The sequence below is a fragment of the Chryseobacterium sp. genome, assembly GCF_029240215.1.
GTDB lineage: Bacteria > Bacteroidota > Bacteroidia > Flavobacteriales > Weeksellaceae > Chryseobacterium.
The window spans coordinates 423,957-442,957 of sequence record NZ_JARBTK010000001.1 but is presented as its reverse complement, the minus strand read 5'-3'; the positions used below and the strand labels follow the sequence as shown (position 1 = coordinate 442,957).

General features: G+C 33.7%; 20 protein-coding genes and 1 tRNA gene. 14 read left to right on the top strand and 7 right to left on the bottom strand.

Going from position 1 to position 19,001, the window contains the following annotated elements:
• The first annotated feature begins 116 nt into the window (after positions 1-116).
• From K0R77_RS01975 to carB, 3 genes are all read left to right on the top strand, one after another.
• The gene (locus K0R77_RS01975) at positions 117-1,007 is read left to right on the top strand and encodes an aspartate carbamoyltransferase catalytic subunit (RefSeq protein WP_300346684.1); all 891 of its coding nucleotides are present in this window, start codon (positions 117-119) and stop codon (positions 1,005-1,007) included.
• A 76-nt stretch (positions 1,008-1,083) separates the two neighbouring features.
• Entirely contained in the window at positions 1,084-2,169 is a 1,086-nt protein-coding gene (locus K0R77_RS01970) for a carbamoyl phosphate synthase small subunit (protein WP_300346682.1), read from the top strand.
• A gap of 171 nt (positions 2,170-2,340) precedes the next feature.
• Positions 2,341-5,523 carry a carbamoyl-phosphate synthase large subunit gene (gene carB / locus K0R77_RS01965; protein ID WP_300346681.1) on the top strand — a complete coding sequence of 1,061 codons (3,183 nt, stop codon included), beginning with the start codon at positions 2,341-2,343 and terminating at the stop codon, positions 5,521-5,523.
• A gap of 70 nt (positions 5,524-5,593) precedes the next feature.
• Here carB and K0R77_RS01960 read toward each other — a convergent pair whose 3' ends face one another.
• On the bottom strand, positions 5,594-5,890 hold the full coding sequence (locus K0R77_RS01960; protein ID WP_300346679.1) for a type II toxin-antitoxin system RelE/ParE family toxin: 297 nt from the start codon (positions 5,888-5,890) through the stop codon (positions 5,594-5,596).
• Positions 5,891-6,222: 332 nt separating this feature from the next.
• Here K0R77_RS01960 and K0R77_RS01955 point away from each other — a divergent pair, with 332 nt between their 5' ends.
• Genes K0R77_RS01955 through K0R77_RS01940 form a run of 4 tightly spaced genes read left to right on the top strand, consistent with a single transcriptional unit; the run spans position 6,223 to position 7,961 of the window.
• Positions 6,223-6,828: a DUF2911 domain-containing protein gene (locus tag K0R77_RS01955; RefSeq protein ID WP_300346677.1), complete on the top strand. Its 606-nt coding sequence runs from the start codon at positions 6,223-6,225 to the stop codon at positions 6,826-6,828.
• A 3-nt stretch (positions 6,829-6,831) separates the two neighbouring features.
• A complete protein-coding gene (locus tag K0R77_RS01950; protein WP_300346676.1) occupies positions 6,832-7,356 on the top strand; it encodes a GNAT family N-acetyltransferase in 525 nt (174 codons plus the stop codon).
• 2 nt (positions 7,357-7,358) lie between these two features.
• Complete coding sequence (locus tag K0R77_RS01945; RefSeq protein ID WP_300346675.1) at positions 7,359-7,727, top strand: cupin domain-containing protein; 369 nt, start codon at positions 7,359-7,361, stop codon at positions 7,725-7,727.
• Positions 7,728-7,730: 3 nt separating this feature from the next.
• A complete protein-coding gene (locus tag K0R77_RS01940) occupies positions 7,731-7,961 on the top strand; it encodes a hypothetical protein (protein ID WP_300346674.1) in 231 nt (76 codons plus the stop codon).
• Positions 7,962-8,011: 50 nt separating this feature from the next.
• On the opposite strand, the gene K0R77_RS01935 is transcribed toward K0R77_RS01940, so the two are convergent.
• Entirely contained in the window at positions 8,012-8,755 is a 744-nt protein-coding gene (locus tag K0R77_RS01935; RefSeq protein WP_300346673.1) for a dienelactone hydrolase family protein, read from the bottom strand.
• 355 nt (positions 8,756-9,110) lie between these two features.
• Complete coding sequence (locus K0R77_RS01930; RefSeq protein ID WP_300346672.1) at positions 9,111-9,539, bottom strand: type I restriction enzyme HsdR N-terminal domain-containing protein; 429 nt, start codon at positions 9,537-9,539, stop codon at positions 9,111-9,113.
• Positions 9,540-9,547: 8 nt separating this feature from the next.
• On the opposite strand from K0R77_RS01930, the gene holA reads away from it, so the two are divergent.
• The 5 genes from holA (at position 9,548) to K0R77_RS01905 (ending at position 13,359) form a co-directional block, all read left to right on the top strand.
• Positions 9,548-10,585, top strand: a complete 1,038-nt coding sequence (holA, locus tag K0R77_RS01925; RefSeq protein ID WP_300346671.1) for a DNA polymerase III subunit delta — start codon at positions 9,548-9,550, stop codon at positions 10,583-10,585.
• A gap of 201 nt (positions 10,586-10,786) precedes the next feature.
• Positions 10,787-11,728, top strand: coding sequence for a thioredoxin-disulfide reductase (trxB, locus tag K0R77_RS01920; RefSeq protein WP_300346670.1), 942 nt, complete (start codon positions 10,787-10,789; stop codon positions 11,726-11,728).
• Between the two features lie 51 nt (positions 11,729-11,779).
• On the top strand, positions 11,780-12,151 hold the full coding sequence (gene crcB, locus K0R77_RS01915; RefSeq protein ID WP_300346669.1) for a fluoride efflux transporter CrcB: 372 nt from the start codon (positions 11,780-11,782) through the stop codon (positions 12,149-12,151).
• Positions 12,152-12,290: 139 nt separating this feature from the next.
• Positions 12,291-12,375, top strand: a tRNA-Ser gene (locus K0R77_RS01910).
• A 252-nt stretch (positions 12,376-12,627) separates the two neighbouring features.
• Complete coding sequence (locus K0R77_RS01905; RefSeq protein ID WP_300346668.1) at positions 12,628-13,359, top strand: phage integrase SAM-like domain and Arm DNA-binding domain-containing protein; 732 nt, start codon at positions 12,628-12,630, stop codon at positions 13,357-13,359.
• A 6-nt stretch (positions 13,360-13,365) separates the two neighbouring features.
• Here the strand turns inward: K0R77_RS01905 and K0R77_RS01900 are convergent, their stop codons facing one another.
• Together K0R77_RS01900 and K0R77_RS01895 are read right to left on the bottom strand one after the other, a co-directional pair.
• Positions 13,366-13,899, bottom strand: coding sequence for a hypothetical protein (locus tag K0R77_RS01900; RefSeq protein WP_300346667.1), 534 nt, complete (start codon positions 13,897-13,899; stop codon positions 13,366-13,368).
• Positions 13,900-14,171: 272 nt separating this feature from the next.
• Positions 14,172-14,594, bottom strand: coding sequence for a hypothetical protein (locus K0R77_RS01895; protein WP_300346665.1), 423 nt, complete (start codon positions 14,592-14,594; stop codon positions 14,172-14,174).
• A gap of 857 nt (positions 14,595-15,451) precedes the next feature.
• Between K0R77_RS01895 and K0R77_RS01890 the strand changes: the two genes are divergently transcribed.
• Entirely contained in the window at positions 15,452-16,690 is a 1,239-nt protein-coding gene (locus K0R77_RS01890) for a phage integrase SAM-like domain-containing protein (RefSeq protein WP_300346664.1), read from the top strand.
• A gap of 473 nt (positions 16,691-17,163) precedes the next feature.
• Here K0R77_RS01890 and K0R77_RS01885 read toward each other — a convergent pair whose 3' ends face one another.
• Entirely contained in the window at positions 17,164-17,376 is a 213-nt protein-coding gene (locus tag K0R77_RS01885; RefSeq protein ID WP_300346663.1) for an ArsR family transcriptional regulator, read from the bottom strand.
• Positions 17,377-17,619: 243 nt separating this feature from the next.
• Entirely contained in the window at positions 17,620-17,877 is a 258-nt protein-coding gene (locus tag K0R77_RS01880; protein ID WP_300346662.1) for a hypothetical protein, read from the bottom strand.
• A gap of 501 nt (positions 17,878-18,378) precedes the next feature.
• Here K0R77_RS01880 and K0R77_RS01875 point away from each other — a divergent pair.
• Complete coding sequence (locus K0R77_RS01875; RefSeq protein ID WP_300346660.1) at positions 18,379-18,978, top strand: YdeI family protein; 600 nt, start codon at positions 18,379-18,381, stop codon at positions 18,976-18,978.
• Positions 18,979-19,001 lie beyond the last annotated feature (23 nt).

Sequence of the window (19,001 nt, the reverse complement as noted above, 5' to 3'; positions counted from 1 at the left end):
GAATAACACAGTATTTATATCATTAGAATTACCGGGCGTAGACGCCCTTTACGATATTTATTTATTTTAAGCGAAGATATTTTCTTCGCTTTTTTTTTGTAAAAAATTAAGATATTATGTTTACGATTACAGAACTAAGCACCGAGAGAATCAACAGTATAGTAACAGAAGCACTGGCTTTTGCAAACGGAAAAACTGCCAAAATTGAAGGAGAAGTTTTTTGCTCTAATCTTTTCTTCGAAGACAGCACGAGAACAAAAACAAGCTTTGATATTGCCGAAAGAAAATTAGGATTGCAGGTCGTTCCTTTTGATGCAGCAAACAGTTCTGTCAATAAAGGCGAAAGTTTATATGACACAGTAAAAACGATCGAAAGCTTAGGAGTAAATTTAGTCGTGATCAGAGATAAGAAAGATAGATATTTTGATGAACTAAAAAATATTAAAATTCCTGTCATCAACGGAGGAGACGGAACGGGAAACCATCCATCTCAATGTATGCTGGATTTAATGACGATCTATCAGGAATTTGGAAAATTCGAAGGTTTGAAAATAGGAATTGTAGGGGATGTAAAGCACAGCCGGGTTGCCAATTCAAACGCAGAAGCATTAAGAAGACTAGGAGCAAAAGTATATTTTTCAGGACCAGAACAATGGTTTGATGAAGGCGCTTTAATTAATGGAACTTATCTTTCAGTAGATGAATTGATTAAAGAAGTGGATGTTTTGATGTTATTAAGGATTCAGCATGAAAGACACGATTCAAAAATGAGTTTCTCAGCTTCCGATTATCATAGAAAATATGGTTTGACAAAAGAAAGAGAAAAAGCGATGAAAAAAGAAGCTATTATCATGCATCCGGCTCCAATCAACAGAGGAGTTGAGATTGATACAGACTTGGTAGAATGTGAACGTTCAAGAGTTTTCAAACAAATGCAGAACGGCGTTTTCGCAAGAATGGCCATTTTGAAAGAAGCCTTGGAAAAAGAAGGACATACTTTTAAATAAGCTAAAAAAATAAATAAAATAACAGAATGCAGAAGTCTAACTTCTAATTTCTAAAATCTAATATCTAATTTAAAAAATGAAGAAAAAGTTAATACTGGAGTCCGGTGAAGTATTTCATGGAGAAGGTTTCGGAGCAGAATTGGAAACTGCAGGAGAAGTGGTTTTCAATACCGGAATGACAGGGTATCAGGAGCTGATTTCTGACCCTTCTTATTGCGGTCAGATTGTTTGTATGACCTATCCGCTTATCGGAAACTATGGAATTAATAGAGATGATTATGAGAGTATCGAGCCGGCTATCAAAGGTCTTATTGTAAAAGAAATTTGCGATTTGCCTTCGAATTTCCGTACTCAGATTACCTTAGATGAGTTATTTAAAAAGAAAAACCTTTCAGGAATTTCAGGAATCGATACAAGAAGACTGACAAGAATTCTACGTAATTCCGGAGTAGTAAAAGGAAAAATCGTCAATGATGATACTGACGAAAACACAATCGTTTCAGAGTTAAAATCAACAATTTTCCCAACCAATCAGGTAGAGCAGGTTTCTACAAAAACACCTTATGCAAATCCGGGAAGAGGTTTCAAGGTTGTTTTGGTAGATTTTGGTTCTAAATTAGGGATTATCAGAGAACTATCTCAAAGAAACTGCGACATTATCGTTGTTTCTCAAGATACAACAGCAGAAGAAATTTTATTAATGGATCCGGACGGAATCATGTTGTCAAACGGTCCCGGAGATCCTGAAGACAATGAGCAAGCGTTGGAAATGATCCGCGGATTATTAGGAAAAGTTCCAATCTTCGGAATCTGTTTGGGACACCAATTAATCGGTTTGGCTTGCGGAGCGAAAACTTTCAAATTAAAATTCGGTCACAGAGGAGGAAATCACCCGGTTTTAGATTTAGAAAAAAATAAAGTGGCAATCACTTCTCAAAACCACGGTTATGCGGTTGATCAGGAAAGTTTGAAAGGAACAGATTTAATTGAAACACACATCGCATTGAACGACAGAACAAACGAAGGTTTGAAACATAAAATTCACCCTTGTTTCTCAGTTCAGTATCACCCGGAAGCTAGCCCTGGTCCTGAAGATGCAAACTATTTATTTGATGATTTCATTCATTTGATGGAAGATTTTAAGAATAAGAAGAATCAGTAAGACGGTTAGTTTGTCATTCAGAATGAAGCGAATGCGGAATGAAGAATCTCAACAAAGAAAGTTTAGATTCCTACGGAATGACAATGTGTGAGAAAATTAAGTCAAAACAAAAATACAATGCTAAAAGTCTAACATCTAATATCTAGCTTCTAGCATATAATTAAAAAGAAAATGGCAAAACGTACAGATATAAAAACAATTTTAGTAATCGGTTCCGGTCCAATCATTATCGGTCAGGCGGCAGAATTTGATTACGCAGGAACGCAGGCTTGTCTGTCTTTGAGAGAAGAAGGCTACAAGGTAATTTTGATCAATTCAAACCCTGCAACGATCATGACGGATGTTGAAATCGCTGATAAAGTATATATTGAGCCGATTTCACTTCAATTTGTAAGTCACATCATCAGAAAAGAGCGTCCAGATGCACTTTTACCAACACTTGGTGGACAAACAGGATTGAACATGGCGGTAGAATTGGAAAAATCCGGAATTCTTGAAGAATGTAAAGTTGAGGTTCTTGGAACTACGCTTTCTGCGATCAACAGAGCAGAAGACAGAGATCTTTTCCGTGAGTTGATGAGAGAACTGAACGAACCCGTTCCTGAATCTGATATTGTAACGACGGTTGAAGGAGCATTAAGCTTCGCTGAAGAAATTGGTTATCCGGTAATCGTTCGTCCTGCCTTCACGATGGGTGGAACGGGTGGAGGAATCGCTGCCAACGAAACAGAATTAAAAGAAATTGCAGAATTAGGTCTAAAATACAGTCCTGTTACTCAGTGTCTTATCGAAAGGTCAATCGCAGGTTTCAAAGAAATTGAATACGAAGTAATGCGTGATGCAAACGACAATGCGATTGTGGTTTGTAACATGGAAAATATAGATCCAGTTGGAGTTCACACCGGTGATTCAATCGTTGTGGCACCTTCTCAAACACTTTCTGATAGAGAATATCAGATGTTGAGAAATGCATCATTAAAAATCATCAGAGCTTTAGGAATTGAAGGAGGATGTAACGTACAGTTGGCTTTAGATCCGCATTCATTTGAATATTACATCATCGAGGTGAACCCAAGAGTTTCCCGTTCATCAGCTTTAGCATCAAAAGCGACAGGATATCCGATCGCTAAAATTGCAGCTAAAATTGCAGTTGGATTAACATTAGACGAGATCATGAACCCTGTTACAGGTAAAACATATGCTTGTTTTGAGCCGGCTTTGGATTATGTGGTAACTAAATTCCCAAGATTCCCTTTCGATAAATTTGAAACGGCAGACAGAAGATTGTCAACTCAGATGAAAGCAACGGGAGAAGTAATGGCAATCGGAAGAAATTTCGAAGAATCTTTACAGAAAGCGGTTCGTTCCCTGGAAACAGGTTTAAGACATTTAGGCTTAAAAACTAAACAGGCTGCGGCATTAACAGATGAAGATATCGAAAGAAGAATCAGAGTTTGTGATGACGAAAGATTGTTTATCATTTGTGATGCTCTAAGAAGAGGTTATGATTGGGAACAGATTGTGGACTGGAGTAAAATCGATAAATTCTTCATCTGGAAATTAAAAAAACTAATTGATTTCGAAAAAACGATCGCAGCCAACAGATTTGATAAAGAAATTCTGATTCAATCTAAAAAATTAGGTTTTTCAGATCAGAATATCGCTCATTTATGGGAATCTACTCAACGTGAAGTCTACAATTTCAGAAAAGAAAACGGAATCATCCCCGTCTATAAAATGGTAGATACTTGTGCTGCTGAATTCGAAAGTGAAACTCCCTATTTCTACGGAACTTATGAAGAGGAGAATGAAAGCGTAGTTTCAGACAAACAAAAAGTAGTGGTTTTAGGTTCTGGACCCATCAGAATCGGTCAGGGAGTTGAGTTTGATTACGCAACTGTTCACTCGGTTTGGGCGATCAAAGAAATGGGCTACGAGGCGATTATCATCAACAACAACCCTGAAACAGTTTCTACAGACTTCTCGATTTCAGATAAATTATACTTCGAGCCTTTAACGGAAGAAGATGTGATGAGCATTATCGATCTTGAAAAACCAATGGGAGTTGTAGTTCAGTTTGGCGGACAAACAGCCATCAATTTAGCAGATAAATTGGCAAGTTACGGAGTGAAAATTTTGGGAACTTCTCTTGAAGATCTTGACAGAGCCGAAAACAGAGATAAATTTGAAAAAGCACTTCAGGAATTAAATATTCCGCAACCTTTGGGTAAAACTTCCACTTCAAAAGAAGAAGCAATAAAAATTGCGAACGAGATTGGTTACCCTGTTCTGGTTCGTCCAAGCTACGTTTTGGGAGGTAGAGCAATGGAAATTGTCTACACAGAAAGCGAATTAGCTCATTACATGGAGTTTGCGGTAGATGCAAGTCCGGAACATCCAGTTTTAGTTGACCGATATATTACGGGAAGGGAAGTAGAAGTAGATGCGATTTGCGATGGTGAAACGGTAATTATTCCTGGAATTATGGAGCACATCGAAAGAGCTGGAGTTCACTCCGGTGATTCGATCGCTGTGTATCCGCCACAGAATGTTTCTCAAGCGGAAATCGATACTTTGGTTGACTATACCGAAAGATTAGCTAAAGGATTGAATGTAATTGGTTTAATGAATATTCAATACGTTCTTTTCGAAGGAAATGTATTTGTAATTGAAGTAAATCCACGTTCGTCGAGAACAGTTCCTTTCTTATCTAAAATCACGGAAGTTCCGATGGCAAATTTGGCTACCAAAGCAATTTTAGGTCAAAAACTAAAAGATCTAGGGTACAAAAACGGATTGGTTCCTAATAAAGAAGGTGTTTTCGTAAAAGTTCCTGTTTTCTCTTTCTCGAAATTAACGAAAGTCGATATCTCTTTAGGACCAGAAATGAAGTCTACAGGAGAAGTGATGGGGAAAGATACAACCTTGGAAAAAGCTTTATATAAAGGATTAGTTGCAGCAGGAAGAAAAGTTCCGATGCACGGATCTATTTTGTTCACGGTAGCTGATAAGCACAAACAGGAAGCAGCTGATTTGGCGGCGAGATTCCATGAAGTTGGTTTCAGAATCTGGGCAACAGAAGGAACGGCAAAATTCTTTGAAGAAAAAGGGATTCCTTGTAAAATAGGGTACAAAATAGGAGAGGAAAGTGTAAATCTGATCGATCTGATTCAAAAAGGAAAAGTTCAATATGTTGTCAATACGATGACAAAAGGAAAACAGTCTGAAAGAGATGGTTTCCAGATCAGAAGAATGAGTGTTGAAAATGGTGTACCTTGTTTAACATCAATGGATACAGTTGAAGCGATCTTGAAAGTGATCGAAAGCATGAGTTTTAAAATGGAGACGATGTAGTTTTCAAAAAATAAAATAAATTTAATCCCCGTAAGTTTTCTTGCGGGGATTTTTTATTTACGGATATTGTTCAGGGTTGTGAAGTATGAAAAACTCTTGCTATAACAATTGTTTTTTCTTTTTCATCCACAATATAGAATAGTAGAAAAGGATGTTTTTTCATTGATTTAGCACGAAAATTATCAAACCAAATTTTGAAAAATGGACTTTTTGAAATCACATCTATAATAGTTTTGAATTCTTTCAAAAAGTTGTTAGCAACCTTTTTATTTACTTTCGTTTGGTAATAGAGATAAGAATGTTCAACATCTATTTTAGCTTCATGTGAAATAGTAATCTTAAACACCATATTTTGAATCCATTTCATTTAGAAAAGTATCAATTTCGGTATGCTGATCGTAATCTTGACAAAGAAGTTTTGCATGAGTTTATTACTCAGCAGAATCAATTAATGAATCAATTAATGAATCGAAAAATGTCAATTTAAATAAAGTAAAAATAAGTATAAGTATTTCTAAATTAATTAAACTAAAATTAGGAGATATACCTCGTTTTGTTATTTATCATAATCTCAGATATATTGAGCAGACAAAAAGAATTTTAAACGTATAAAATTTTCTTCTGAATTTAACAAATTTTATCACATTCAAAAACAAATTTCTAACATCCATTTCGTATTTTTATCAAAATTTAAAAAAAGTGAAAAAATTATTATTCGCAGTTTGCATTTCGGCTTCGGCTTTCGGTTTTGCACAGGACTATTCGGTACCGGCAGCGAGCCCGCGTCAGAAGGTAGAGCAGCAGTTTTCTATGTCTAAGATCAGCATCGATTACGGAAGACCGGGAGTGAAAGGAAGAAAAATCTTCGGAGAATTGGTTCCTTACGGACAGGTTTGGAGAGCAGGAGCAAATTCATCAACAAAAGTTACATTCGGACAGTCGGTGAATTTTGGTGGAAAAATGGTTCCTGCAGGAACTTACGGTTTGTTTATCGTACCTACCGAAAAAGAATGGAAAGTCATTTTAAATAAAGATTTCCAACAGTGGGGCGCTTATACTTACGATCCTAAACAGGATGTTGTAGACGTTACAGTTCCGGTAAATAAATTGGCAGATAAACAAGAGTGGTTTGAAATTACTTTAAACCCAACCGACGAAAATTCCGGAAACTTAGTGATTAAATGGGATATGGCTCAGGCAGAAGTTCCATTGAAACCTGCAAAACCAGAAGCGGTAACAAAAATTGCTGAAAAATTGAAAGAAATCAAAAAAATAGAATCTGACGCTGCAAAAGCAAAAAGCTAAATGATGAATTTTCCAATTCAGACTATTTTAGAAAATCAGGAATATCAATTAATCCCCTTACAACAAGGGGATTTTGAATTGTTATACCAGGTTGCTTCAGATCCGAAAGTTTGGGAACAACATCCGAATAAAGACCGTTACAAAAGAGAAGTTTTTGAAAACTTTTTTAAAGGCGCAATGGAAAGTAAAGGTGCTTTTAAAATTATTGAAAAATCTTCAGGTGATATTTTAGGAAGCACCCGTTTTTATGATTTTGATGAATCTGAAAAAAGTATTTTCATCGGATATACATTTTACGGAACAAATTCATGGGGAAAAGGGATCAATCCGCAGATTAAAAAACTGATGTTGGACTATATTTTTCAATTTGTAGACAAAGTTTACTTTCACATCGGAAAAGAAAATTTCCGCTCACAGATTGCTTTAGAAAGATTGGGCGGGAAAAAGGTTAATGAAGAAGAAGTTGCTTATTTTGGTGAACCGACAAGAACCAATTTTGTGTATGAAATTGTAAATAAAAATAATTAATAATGAAAAAATATAAAATTCAGAAATCACCATTTGTAGTTCCTACAGATGATGGAAAATTAATTGAAGAACATTGGGGAAATTCCACACAGAATCCAAATATTTCTATAGCTCACATGATTGCGCCTCCAAATTGGAGCGAGCCTCACCAAACTCCTGAATTTGATGAATTTACAATCGTTATTTCAGGGAAAAAACAATTTGAAATTGATGATGAAATTGTAGTTTTAGAAAAAGGACAAAGTATTTTGATTGAAAAAGGAGCAAGAATTCGTTACAGTAATCCGTTCTCAGAACCTTGTGAATATATTGCAATTTGTCTTCCTGCTTTTTCTATGGATTTAGTGAATAGAGAACAAGAAATAATTTAAAATATGGCGTTACAAATTTGTCCTAAATGCAAAGAAAATTCATTTACTTGGTTTATCAACGGGAAAACTCATTTGACGAGCTGGAGTTGCTTTAGTTGCGATTATGAAGCGAAGCAGACTGACAGTGATGAGCAAGTATGTGAAAACTGCGAAGAAAAATCAAAAATAAAGTTGAAAGATAGAGAAACTGAGTACTGGTGGTGTTCTAATTGTAATGCAACCAGTGATTTATAAACAAAAACAACCTCAATCAATGAGGTTGTTTTTAATTTATTATAGTTCAATTACTTCAAAATTTCTTTTAAAAACAAAAGCGTGTGATTCCAGGCTCTTTTCGCCATCACTGGATTGTAATCTGCTGATTTCGGATCTGTAAAAGTATGTTTTGAATTGGCGTAAGTAATGATTTGCCAGTCTGCTTTTCCTTCATTCATTTCTTTCACCAAGTTATTATAATCTTCAGGAGTTACCCCTTTATCTTCTGCGGGATTTTCTACTAAAATTTTAGTTGAAATGGGTTCATTTGGTCTTGATTGATCTTTTCCGATGCTTCCGTGAATAGAAACCACACCTACAATCGGTAATTTTCCTCTTGCAGATTCCAAAGCTCCGGTTCCCCCAAAACAATAACCGATCACTGCAATTTTATCAGAAATTGCACCGTTTTTCTTCAGTTGTTCCAAGGCCAGAGAAATTCTTTTTTGATAGGCAGCATAATCTTTCTTATAAAATCCGGCTGTTTTTGCCGCTGAAGCATTGTCTGTCGGTATATTGCCTTCACCGTAAATGTCTGCGATAAATGCAACATACCCTTGTTTTTCTAAATCTGCGGCTGCAGCTTTCGCTTCATCGTCAATTCCTTTCCAGGCGGGAAGAATCAACACTCCGGGAAGTTTTTTTCCTGCATTTGACGTAACCAAACCGTTCAGTTTTTGCGAACCGTCCTGATAAGAAACGGGTTTTAAATTTTGGCTGAAAACTGTTGTTGAAGTAAAAAGAAATGTGGATAATAAAATTGAGCGTATCATATTTGTAATTTAATTTTTTAAGAACTATTGACTATGTTGAATTGCAGTTTATTTTTTGAAGCAATTTCCCGCTTTTCGTTTCAAATCTAACCAAGTGCTTCGACGTAGTCAATTTTTTTTCAAAAAAAGATTTCCACTACAATCGGGGCTAGGAGTTTTGTCAGATTTGCAAATTTTCATCACTAAATTAACAGCTTCTTTGTCATTCCGAAGGAATCTAAGCAATGTTTTTAGATTCGAGCCGAGATTCCTACGGAATGACAAAAATTGTGCATGATTGTTATTTGAAATAAATCCTTTATCTAAATTAACAAAAATAACTTACAATGAGATGAATAAAACGTTATAAAAGCTTTCAGGGTTTATAAAACTGATATTCTCCATTATCATAATAAGCATTGATATGTTGTAAACCATTTGTCAGAACAATTTCTTTTGCTCCGATAATAGAATTGTAACGTGCGGTTTGTTCGAAAGTTTTTTCGGTCAGCTTTATTTGTGGCGCTTTGCATTCGATAAGAATTACAGGCTGTGCTTTTTCCGTAATTAAAAGATCAATTCTTTTAGTCAAACCATTGAGAACGATTTTTTTTTCTGTGATCAGGGCCGATACAGAGTAAGATTTTACTGTAAGATAATAATGTATCCAATGTTGTCTTACCCATTCTTCAGGAGTAAGCAAAAGGTAAGTTTTACGAACCAAATCATAGATAAAAAACTTATCTTTGTCTTTCTTGAATTTAAAATCAAAAGTTTCCTGAAAATTCAGTTTGGGAAGTTCCATTTATTAAGATGAAAGAATTAGATTTAATCCTCAAAAATATTAAAAATAAAGAAGTTTTACCGATTTATTTTTTTCACGGAGAAGAACCCTACTTTATTGACGTTGCCGTAAAAGCTCTTGAACACGAGTTTCTGGAGGAAGACGAAAAAGCCTTCAACCAAACTGTAACGTACGGAAAAGATACAACCTATCAGGAAGTTCTTTCTCTGGCGAGACAGTTTCCGATGATGGGCGATAAGCAGGTAATCATCGTAAAGGAAGCTCAGGATTTAAAATTTAATGATGAAGAAAGCAAAGCTCTGGAAGCGTACGTGGAAAATCCTGTTCCATCTACGGTTTTGGTTTTTGCTCACAAACACAAAAAGTTAGACAGCCGAAAGAAGGTTACTAAATCTTTAGACAAATCAAACGCACTTTTTTTGAGCGAGTCTTTCAAAGATCACAATCTCCCGAAATGGATTGCCGATGAATGTCTCAGACTTAAAATAAAAACAGCCCCGAATATTTCTCATCTTCTCGCAGAATATCTCGGAAATGATCTTTCCAGAATTTCAAATGAGTTGGGAAAACTGAAAATTATTCTGAAAGAAGATCAGATTTTAGATGGAACCATTGTTGAAAACCACATCGGAATTAGCAAAGAATTCAATGTTTTTGAACTTCAGAAAGCTTTGGGAACAAAAAATGCGAACGCTGCGTTTAAGATTGCTCATTTTATGGGTAAAAATCCAAAAAATAATCCTTTCGTAATGTTGCTTTCAAGTCTTTATAATTATTTTTCTAATGTGATTGTTTACAGTACAATGACTGGTCAGCCACCACAAGTAATCGCTTCGCAAATGGGAGTTAATCCTTATTTTCTTAAAGATTATGCAGAAGCGGCGAGATTATATCCGCTAAAACATTCTACGAGAGTGATTTCCATTCTCCGCGAATTTGATATGAAAGGAAAAGGTTTGGGAGCTGTGAATATGAGTGAGGCAGAATTGATTAAGGAATTGGTTTATAAAATTATTAATGTTGATAAAATTAAGATGAAGGTTTAGTGGATGAAGTATGAATGGTTAATTTCCTAGTCAATTTGTGACAGATTTTGAACACACACATTCTACTTTTACTTATTGACAGTCTCAATTGACAATCGACATATTTATTATTGAAAACTATCATTAATTTTTCTTTAATTAAATCTTAAAAATTACGAACTTTGTCATCTTAAAAATTTAAATCTTTTTGAAAAGCTAATTATGGAGCAAAATATTTTAGATTGTATCATCGTAGGATCCGGACCTTCTGGTTTTACAGCAGCAATTTATGCAGCGAGAGCAGACTTAAAGCCTGAGTTATATACAGGTCTTGAGCCGGGTGGACAATTAACGACAACTACCGAAGTTGATAATTTTCCTGGATATCCTGCAGGAATTACAGGTCCTGAAATGATGATGGATCTGCAAAAACAAGCAGAAAGATTTGATACAAAAGTTCATTACGAAATGATCACCAAAGCTGAATTTTCCAAAGAAGTTGGCGGTGTTCATAAGTTATATGCAGGAAATAAAGAGCTTTTTGCAAAAACAGTAATTATTTCTACAGGTGCTACTGCAAAATATTTAGGTTTAGACGACGAAAAAAAATATAATGGGGGAGGAGTTTCTGCCTGTGCAACCTGCGACGGTTTTTTCTACAGAGGAAAGGATGTTGTGGTTGTAGGAGCCGGAGATACTGCCGCTGAGGAAGCAACTTATCTTGCAAAGCTTGTCAACAAAGTAACAATGTTGGTAAGAAAAGATGAATTTAGAGCATCAAAAGCAATGATTCACAGAGTTGAAAATACACCGAATATTGAAGTGAAATTTCACCATGAATTAATTGGTATTGAAGGTGAGAATAATTTGGTTGAAAGAGCTGTTGTGATCAATAACCAGACTCAGGAAAAATCTACAATTGATGTTCACGGAATTTTTATCGCAATCGGTCACAAACCGAACACCGATATTTTCGTAGGACAGATCAATTTAGATGAAAACGGATATATTCTTACTGAAAAAGGATCTACACGTACTAATCTTCCCGGAGTTTTTGCGGCAGGAGATGTTCAGGATCATATCTACAGACAGGCGATTACAGCGGCAGGAAGCGGTTGTATGGCAGCAATGGATGCTGAAAAATATTTGGCTGAATTACACTAATTGTCAAATTTTAAATATAAAAACGCACCTCTTGGTGCGTTTCTTTTTATCATGAAAAACATACTGTTCATTTTTCTCGGTGGCGGATTTGGAAGTATCTTAAGATATCTTATGTCAAATTATACCCAAAAACTGTGGAATGTAAATTCATTTCCCATGGGGACATTTTTGGTAAATATAATGGGATGCCTTATTATTGGATTCTTAACTTCTTATTTTATGAAGAATGATAATTACCTAAAATATCTACTCATTACAGGATTTTGTGGAGGTTTTACTACTTTCTCTACTTTTTCTGTTGAGAATTATTCATTATGGCAAAATCAACAATACACAACACTACTTTTATATGTAGTTTTGAGCATAGTTTTAGGTTTTGCTGCAGTTATAATAGGAATGAAATCTCAGGTTTTGTTGCAATGATTTAATTTCAATTTAAAATAATTCGACTGATTTTTAATGGATTATTAATTTAAAATAAATTTAATTTGAAATTGTTTTGCAGATATTGAAAAGAGTCCTATATTTGCACCACTGAAAACGACAGTACAGTCGCAGTTCAGGAGAGATGGCAGAGTGGTCGATTGCGATAGTCTTGAAAACTATTGACTGTAACAGGTCCGGGGGTTCGAATCCCTCTCTCTCCGCTGGTAGAGATACTAAAATAAGCTAAAACGCTGTAAACATCAATGTTTACAGCGTTTTTTGTTTTACGCTAGAGTAAAAAAAAATCAAAAAAGGTCACGATTTATATGACCTTTTTCGTGACCTATCCTGAAAATTTGAAAATAGGTCACGAAAAATTCAGGGAAGCCCGACCAATAGGCAGTCTAACGATTGTACATCTTGCAGAAAGTGGTAACAAAAAGTAAATTATTAACAATTAAAGTTACCACACTATGAACAAAACATTCAACCTGTTATTCTTTATAAAAAAGAATAAAATTAGAACAAACGGAACTGCTCCCATCTACTTAAGAATAACGATAGATGGCAAGGCAGCTGACATTGCCGCTAAAAGGTACATCGACCCACAGAAATGGGATGTTAAAGCACATAAAGCAGTTGGCAACTCTCAGGAGGCGAAAACGCTTAATGTCTATCTTAAAACTTTGGAACAGCAAGTTTACGATTCTCATTACCTGATGCTGAAAGAAGAAGACTTTGTAACATCAGAGAGTTTAAAATCTAAACTACTTGGAACCGATATTTCCACAAGAATGCTCATTCCTATTTTTCAGGATCATAATGATAAAGTGGAAGCACTGGTAGGTCAGGATTTTGCCCCGGGAACATTGGAGCGTTATAAAACATCGTTAAAGCATACGCAGGAATTTTTAATCTGGAAATATAAAACTTCTGATATTGACATCACAAAAATTGATCATGCTTTTATAATGGATTATGATTTTTGGCTTCATAGTGTGCGTAAATGCGCAAACAATACTGCTGTAAAATACATCAAGAATTTTAAAAAGATCATTTGCTTATGTATAGCGAATGGCTGGCTCTCTAAAGATCCTTTTCTAGGCTACAAAGCAAAGCTTAAGGTAGTAGAACGTCCATATCTTACCAAGAAAGAAATTCAGACGATTTATGAAAAGGAATTTGCATCAGACAGATTGAGGTGAATGTGGTCATTTTGTGGTTACTGTGTAAGAGGCATTATTTTTTTTAAGATAATTTTTATGAAAGTATGCATTTAATAAAAGTGATTCTATGGTATTATGAACTACCGACTTAAATAATAATTTATCTTTAAGTGAAAATTTCAAAAGTCTCTCGATTACAAATACCTTGTTATGTTTGTCATTACAAAAATAAGGATCAGCAAAGATATGACATGTATTATTGGAAAAAATTTCTGAGTTTAGTAAAATATTTTTAGTAGGACTTTCATAAAAGGTTGATGAAAAAGCGATAATATATAAGTTTTTTGCATCAGTATTTACTAACTCAAATTTTTGTTGAGGACCTAAAAATACTATATTCCCTCCCTCAATCTGATAGAGCTCATTTCCTACTTTAATCTCTAAGTCGTCTATTGAAAGGAAAATAGAATTAAATTTTAATGTTGTAAAGTTCAGTGTATAATTGTTTCTCTCAATGATTTGTGATAAAGAATTGAAGCTAAATCCATGATTTACGATTTGACTGGATAATTCGATCATATTTTTAAATTTAATAATTATAGTGAAGGCTGTTTGTATTTTACAATTCTACTATTTGTAAAATGATAGTACGATACTCAAACTTCTTTGCTGATAAAAATTTTTTTTTGGAGAAATTTCATAAATAGAGAAAATGTACGTTTTAAGTATTTCATATTATTAGTTTAATGTTTTGGAGATTTAATATAGAATGATAGAAAGATTTATTAGAAATAAGAAATTATGATTAATCATAACTTTACTAATAATTCTAGAAATGGCGGGTTTTTCATTTAATAGTTTGGTTTTAAAGAGTTTTCCATTTTTCGGTAGTCATTGTTTTTGAGGTTTGAAATTTTTAGCTTAATTTTTATAATTCTGTTGTTCTCTTTTACAAGAACATCAATTTTAAGAAGGTCGGATTTTAAAAAATTTTCTTCTATTTTGAACCTTTTTATATTAGAAATAGGAAATTCAAGGTAAGGAAATATAATACCTCCTTTAAATGGGTGATAGTATTTAATACTGAATGTCGATCCTATATTTTCAAATTGAAATATCCTTAAATTTTTAATTGAATTAAAAATTACCATAATTAATATTATCATCAATATTAAAAATGGAACTCTAAAATTATATTTGATTAAAGGTTTTAGAACAAAACCTACAACGGTTGCGCAAAAAATTAATGCAAGAATAGTTAGCAGAAGATTCATTTTTCGAACTACGCTCTTTTTATTGGTAACAAGCATGAAATTAATATTTAGTTATGAGTTTTTAGATATGGTGCTGTTTTCCATTTCATAACTGTATTTCTACAAGCTTGTAATAGCTCGCTAGTTGTGGACTTATTACAAATCGATGGTATTGGTTAAAGGTGTCGTATGCTAGAAGATTGTTTTTAGCAAAAGTTGTATTATAAGTATTAACAAGATGGCAATAGGTTCGAACATCTTTATTTAATAACTTGTGACATTGCGATATTTTTTCAGAATATTTTAAAAATGTAATATCATTGCAATCATTTTTGTAATAGGGTATTTTCATAGTTTGATTAGTTTGCATTTGGTGGTGATTTAGAATTGGTTATTGTTATTTATTCATGGTAAAGGGTATAGATTTATTAGTATTCTATTTATATTTTAAACTTTGATTTTAACGTCTTAGGAAGGTTGGTCAAGTTAAATATGTAATTTGCATCATATTTTAAACGCATAATTGATTTTGCGTAGAGATAAATATTCCGTCTCGTTAATAAACATAAAACTAATTTTTTTAGTTAGAAATATAAAAAGTACATATTTGTAGTCCTATCTAGACTACTATTAAATATAATTTACTGATAAACAGAATATATATTATTTTTTTTAATAAAAAGGATGTATCGTTGAAAATTTAATATATCGCATTTTAGGATTTTGTAAAAAATAAATTTTGCAAATCTTTTAATTATCAATTGTTTAAAAATTTTATTTCTATGTATATTTTTTTATATTTGTGGTATTAAGTAGTCTAGATAGGACTACTTTTTTTTCCCTAGATTCGTAGGTAATTAACTCTTCAAATTATCAAAATGACATTTCAGTTCTTCCTTTCAAGTAATGGAGCTATAAGAAATATTAATCTAAAATTTACAGATGATTTAAATAACAATAGTTTTGTTGTTCATATGCCACTTCGAATTTTAGAAACAGAATGGGATAGAGAAAAACAACGTCCCAAAAATATTTACCTCAAAAAATATAAGGATCTTAATAATAAAATAAATACTTTAAAAGTTGAGCTCAAGGAATATTACAGCCAACTAATCATTAAAAAGAAGCAGATTAGTCAACGGCTTTTTTCACAAATCGTAAAAAATATCTGCCTTAATAAACAGAGCAGTTTCCCTGAAATGACTCTATTGTTTTTTATGGAGCAATACATACGTACAAAGGAGGAGGTTATTTCGCATTCCACTTATAAACGATACAAAGTTTTTTTTAATTTAATGCAGAAATTTGAGGGATACCTTGCTGAAAGGCTATATGTTGAACAGGTTAATTCAGAATTTATTAAGAATTTTTTAGTGTTTGGAAAAGAAGAAGATTATAGTGAAAATACACTGTATAGAACAATTCACTTTGTTAAAACAATTCTCAACTTTGCTGAACGTAAAGGCATTCAGACGCGTGTTCGTGAACTTGAAGTACGTAGAGAGCGACAGAACAAAGAAGTTATAACATTGACTGAACCCGAGATACTTAAAATAAAGTATACCAACGTACCTTCCCATCTACAAGATGCCAAGGACTGGTTGCTGATCAGCTGTTATACAGGGCAAAGAGTCTCCGACTTTATGAAGTTTTCTAACACCCAGCTTATAGAAATAAATAAGAAAAAATGTCTAAATTTCGTTCAGCAAAAAACACAGAAGGAAATTTTTCTACCGCTACATCCTATTGTTCAGAATATAATCAATAGAAACAACTGTAAATTTCCTGATGCTTTAGCTATACAAAAATATAATGAGGATATAAAAGAAATAGCAAGGTTATCCGGGATCGATGAAACGATAAATGCCCGTAAGCGTTTAGGACACAGGACTAAGCTGTTGAGAATTGAGAAATGGTCAGTAATATCAAGTCACATCGGTAGGCGAAGTTTTGCTTCTAACTTTTATGGCAAGATACCTACTCCTTTACTAATGGAGGCCACGGGGCACAGTACCGAAGAAATGTTCCTAAAATATATAAACTCTTTTGACATGGACAGAACGGTTAAGCTAAGTAATTACTTTCAGAAAATGTATGAAGAGATTTCTGCAACATAATTACAAATAATAGAACAATGTTCTAAGTAGAATTGAATCTTTTAATAAGGTTATAAAGATGAGTGGAGTTGCTAACTTTGTTAGGACACAATTCTTATAATCTTTAACATTAAGAGTATGAAAAAGATCAGGCTCCGAAAGGAACTTAAAAGAAACAAATCTAGAACATGACATCTTAAAAGAGGCGGTTAGCATCTTTTAAAAATTGATGAGTAAAAGGAAATTGCTATGACAATGTTTTGGCGGAAGAGCTATTGAAACTCATCTAAACATTCTTAATTACAGATTTTTAAAAGAAGAAAAATAGCATTCAGTTGCTTTTTTTTCACAAGACCGTTGCTTTTTAAATAATAACAATTACTATGGTCCTGATCAGAATATTTTCTGCGGATGTAAAATAAGTCGTAGATCTTGTCGGAGCGATTAAATTTAGAAAAAATCTTGTTCAGCCACATCAAATATGTATGTAAAACTCACAGTTTCTCAGATTTTATTTGTGAAAGGTCAACCCCCAGCTTTGCGAACTCTTGCTCGCCTTTATCGGTAATAAAAAAATACTTGTCACTGGATTTTTCTTTTGCAATCCAGCCTTTGTTTATAAATTGTTCCAGAAGAAGTGCCCCCAGTTTACCACCCAAATGATCGTAGCAGGCCTTTGCCGGTTTTTTAACTGTTTGTTGTGTCATGGTCTTGCCGTTTTATAATTATTTTGAAGATCGGGATTTTACATATTCCTTCAATATGGATTCCAATATTCATAAAGTTAGACAATTTCAGATAAATAGTAATACGATTTGGAGATCTTTTGAGTTCTATTTTTGATTCATTTATTTAAGACTCAATGAACCTATTTTATACCTTTAATAATACATGAAAAATTAAATCCATACCACTTTTTTTCTCAACAAGAGATAGTCTGGATTTTCATTCTAGATACTCTCAATATCTTCAATGGGAAGGATACGGTCGATTTCCTCAGGGGATAAAACAGGTAAATTGTTTTTAATTCTTAATTCATTGATTTGTTTCTTGTTGATCAAAGGATAAATGGTGCCATCTGAATTGAGCTGTGTAGCAAATTTCTGAGGCATTCCCTGAAAAAATTGTATCCTGTCGAAGAGGTCGGTCAGATTTTTCAGGTCAACATCTAAAGTATTTTCAAAAATCAATTGATAAGCATCCTTCATAAACTCTGACTCGGCAATGGAATGCTAAATGATTAGCCAGGCGCTTCGTTTCCAGCTTTTGAAATGGTCGGAAATCCGATTTCCTTGATGGTCTGTCTTAACTGCGCTGCGGTCTCCCTATGTACTTCTTTCTAAATTTGTAGAAGACTTTTTATTGAATTGATCTGAGTAACACGGAGACAAAATACTGCCTGTAAAAAGGCTTCACATCACACCTGCCGGGAATAATTAAAGGGATATAGGAAAAATAATTTTTGACGCTACTGACATAATGTTGTCATAGATTGGTTTTAGTTTTGTGCAATAATCAAAAAAGATAGAATTATGCAAAACAACGAAGCACAAATTAAAATCGTTCCAGATAATTACACCTCTGTAACACCTTGGGTAATATCCCCGCTCTTCATCTGATTTAATCGATTTTTTACAGGCTGTATTTGATGCAGAAGAAATACCTAACAGCAAAATCGTAAATGAGAAAGGCATTCAGTTAAATAAATAATGAGCTTAAACCAAGTTGAAAAATATTACCCAGAAAGCAAACAGCATTTAAGAAAATGGTTAGAGAAAAATCATCTAACAAAAGATGCCGTTTGGTTTATATTTTATAAGAAACATACAGGAAAACCAACTGTAAACTGGAGCGATGCTGTAGATGAAGCTTTGTGTTTTGGATGGATTGACAGCAAAGCAGAAACCATTGACTGCGATACTTTCAGGCAATATTTTTGTAAGCGAAAACCAAATAGTACGTGGAGTAAAATAAACAAACAAAAAATTGAAAATCTAATGTCAAAAGGTTTAATGACACCTGCGGGTTTGGCAGTTATTGAGGTTGCCAAGCAAAATGGTTCGTGGACAATTTTGGACGAAGTAGAAGAATTAATTATTCCACAAGATTTGGAAGAAGCATTTACAAATCTTGACAACTCAAAACACCATTTCTTAGCATTAAGCAAAAGCAATAGAAAGTATTTATTGCAATGGATAGCACTTGCAAAAACAGAAGCAACAAGACAAAAGCGAATTTTAGAAGTAGCAGAAAATGCCTTTCAAAAACAACTATCCAAATTATCTAGACCGAAGAGAAACGGCAGCTAACATTTTCCTGCAAAGGAACCAGT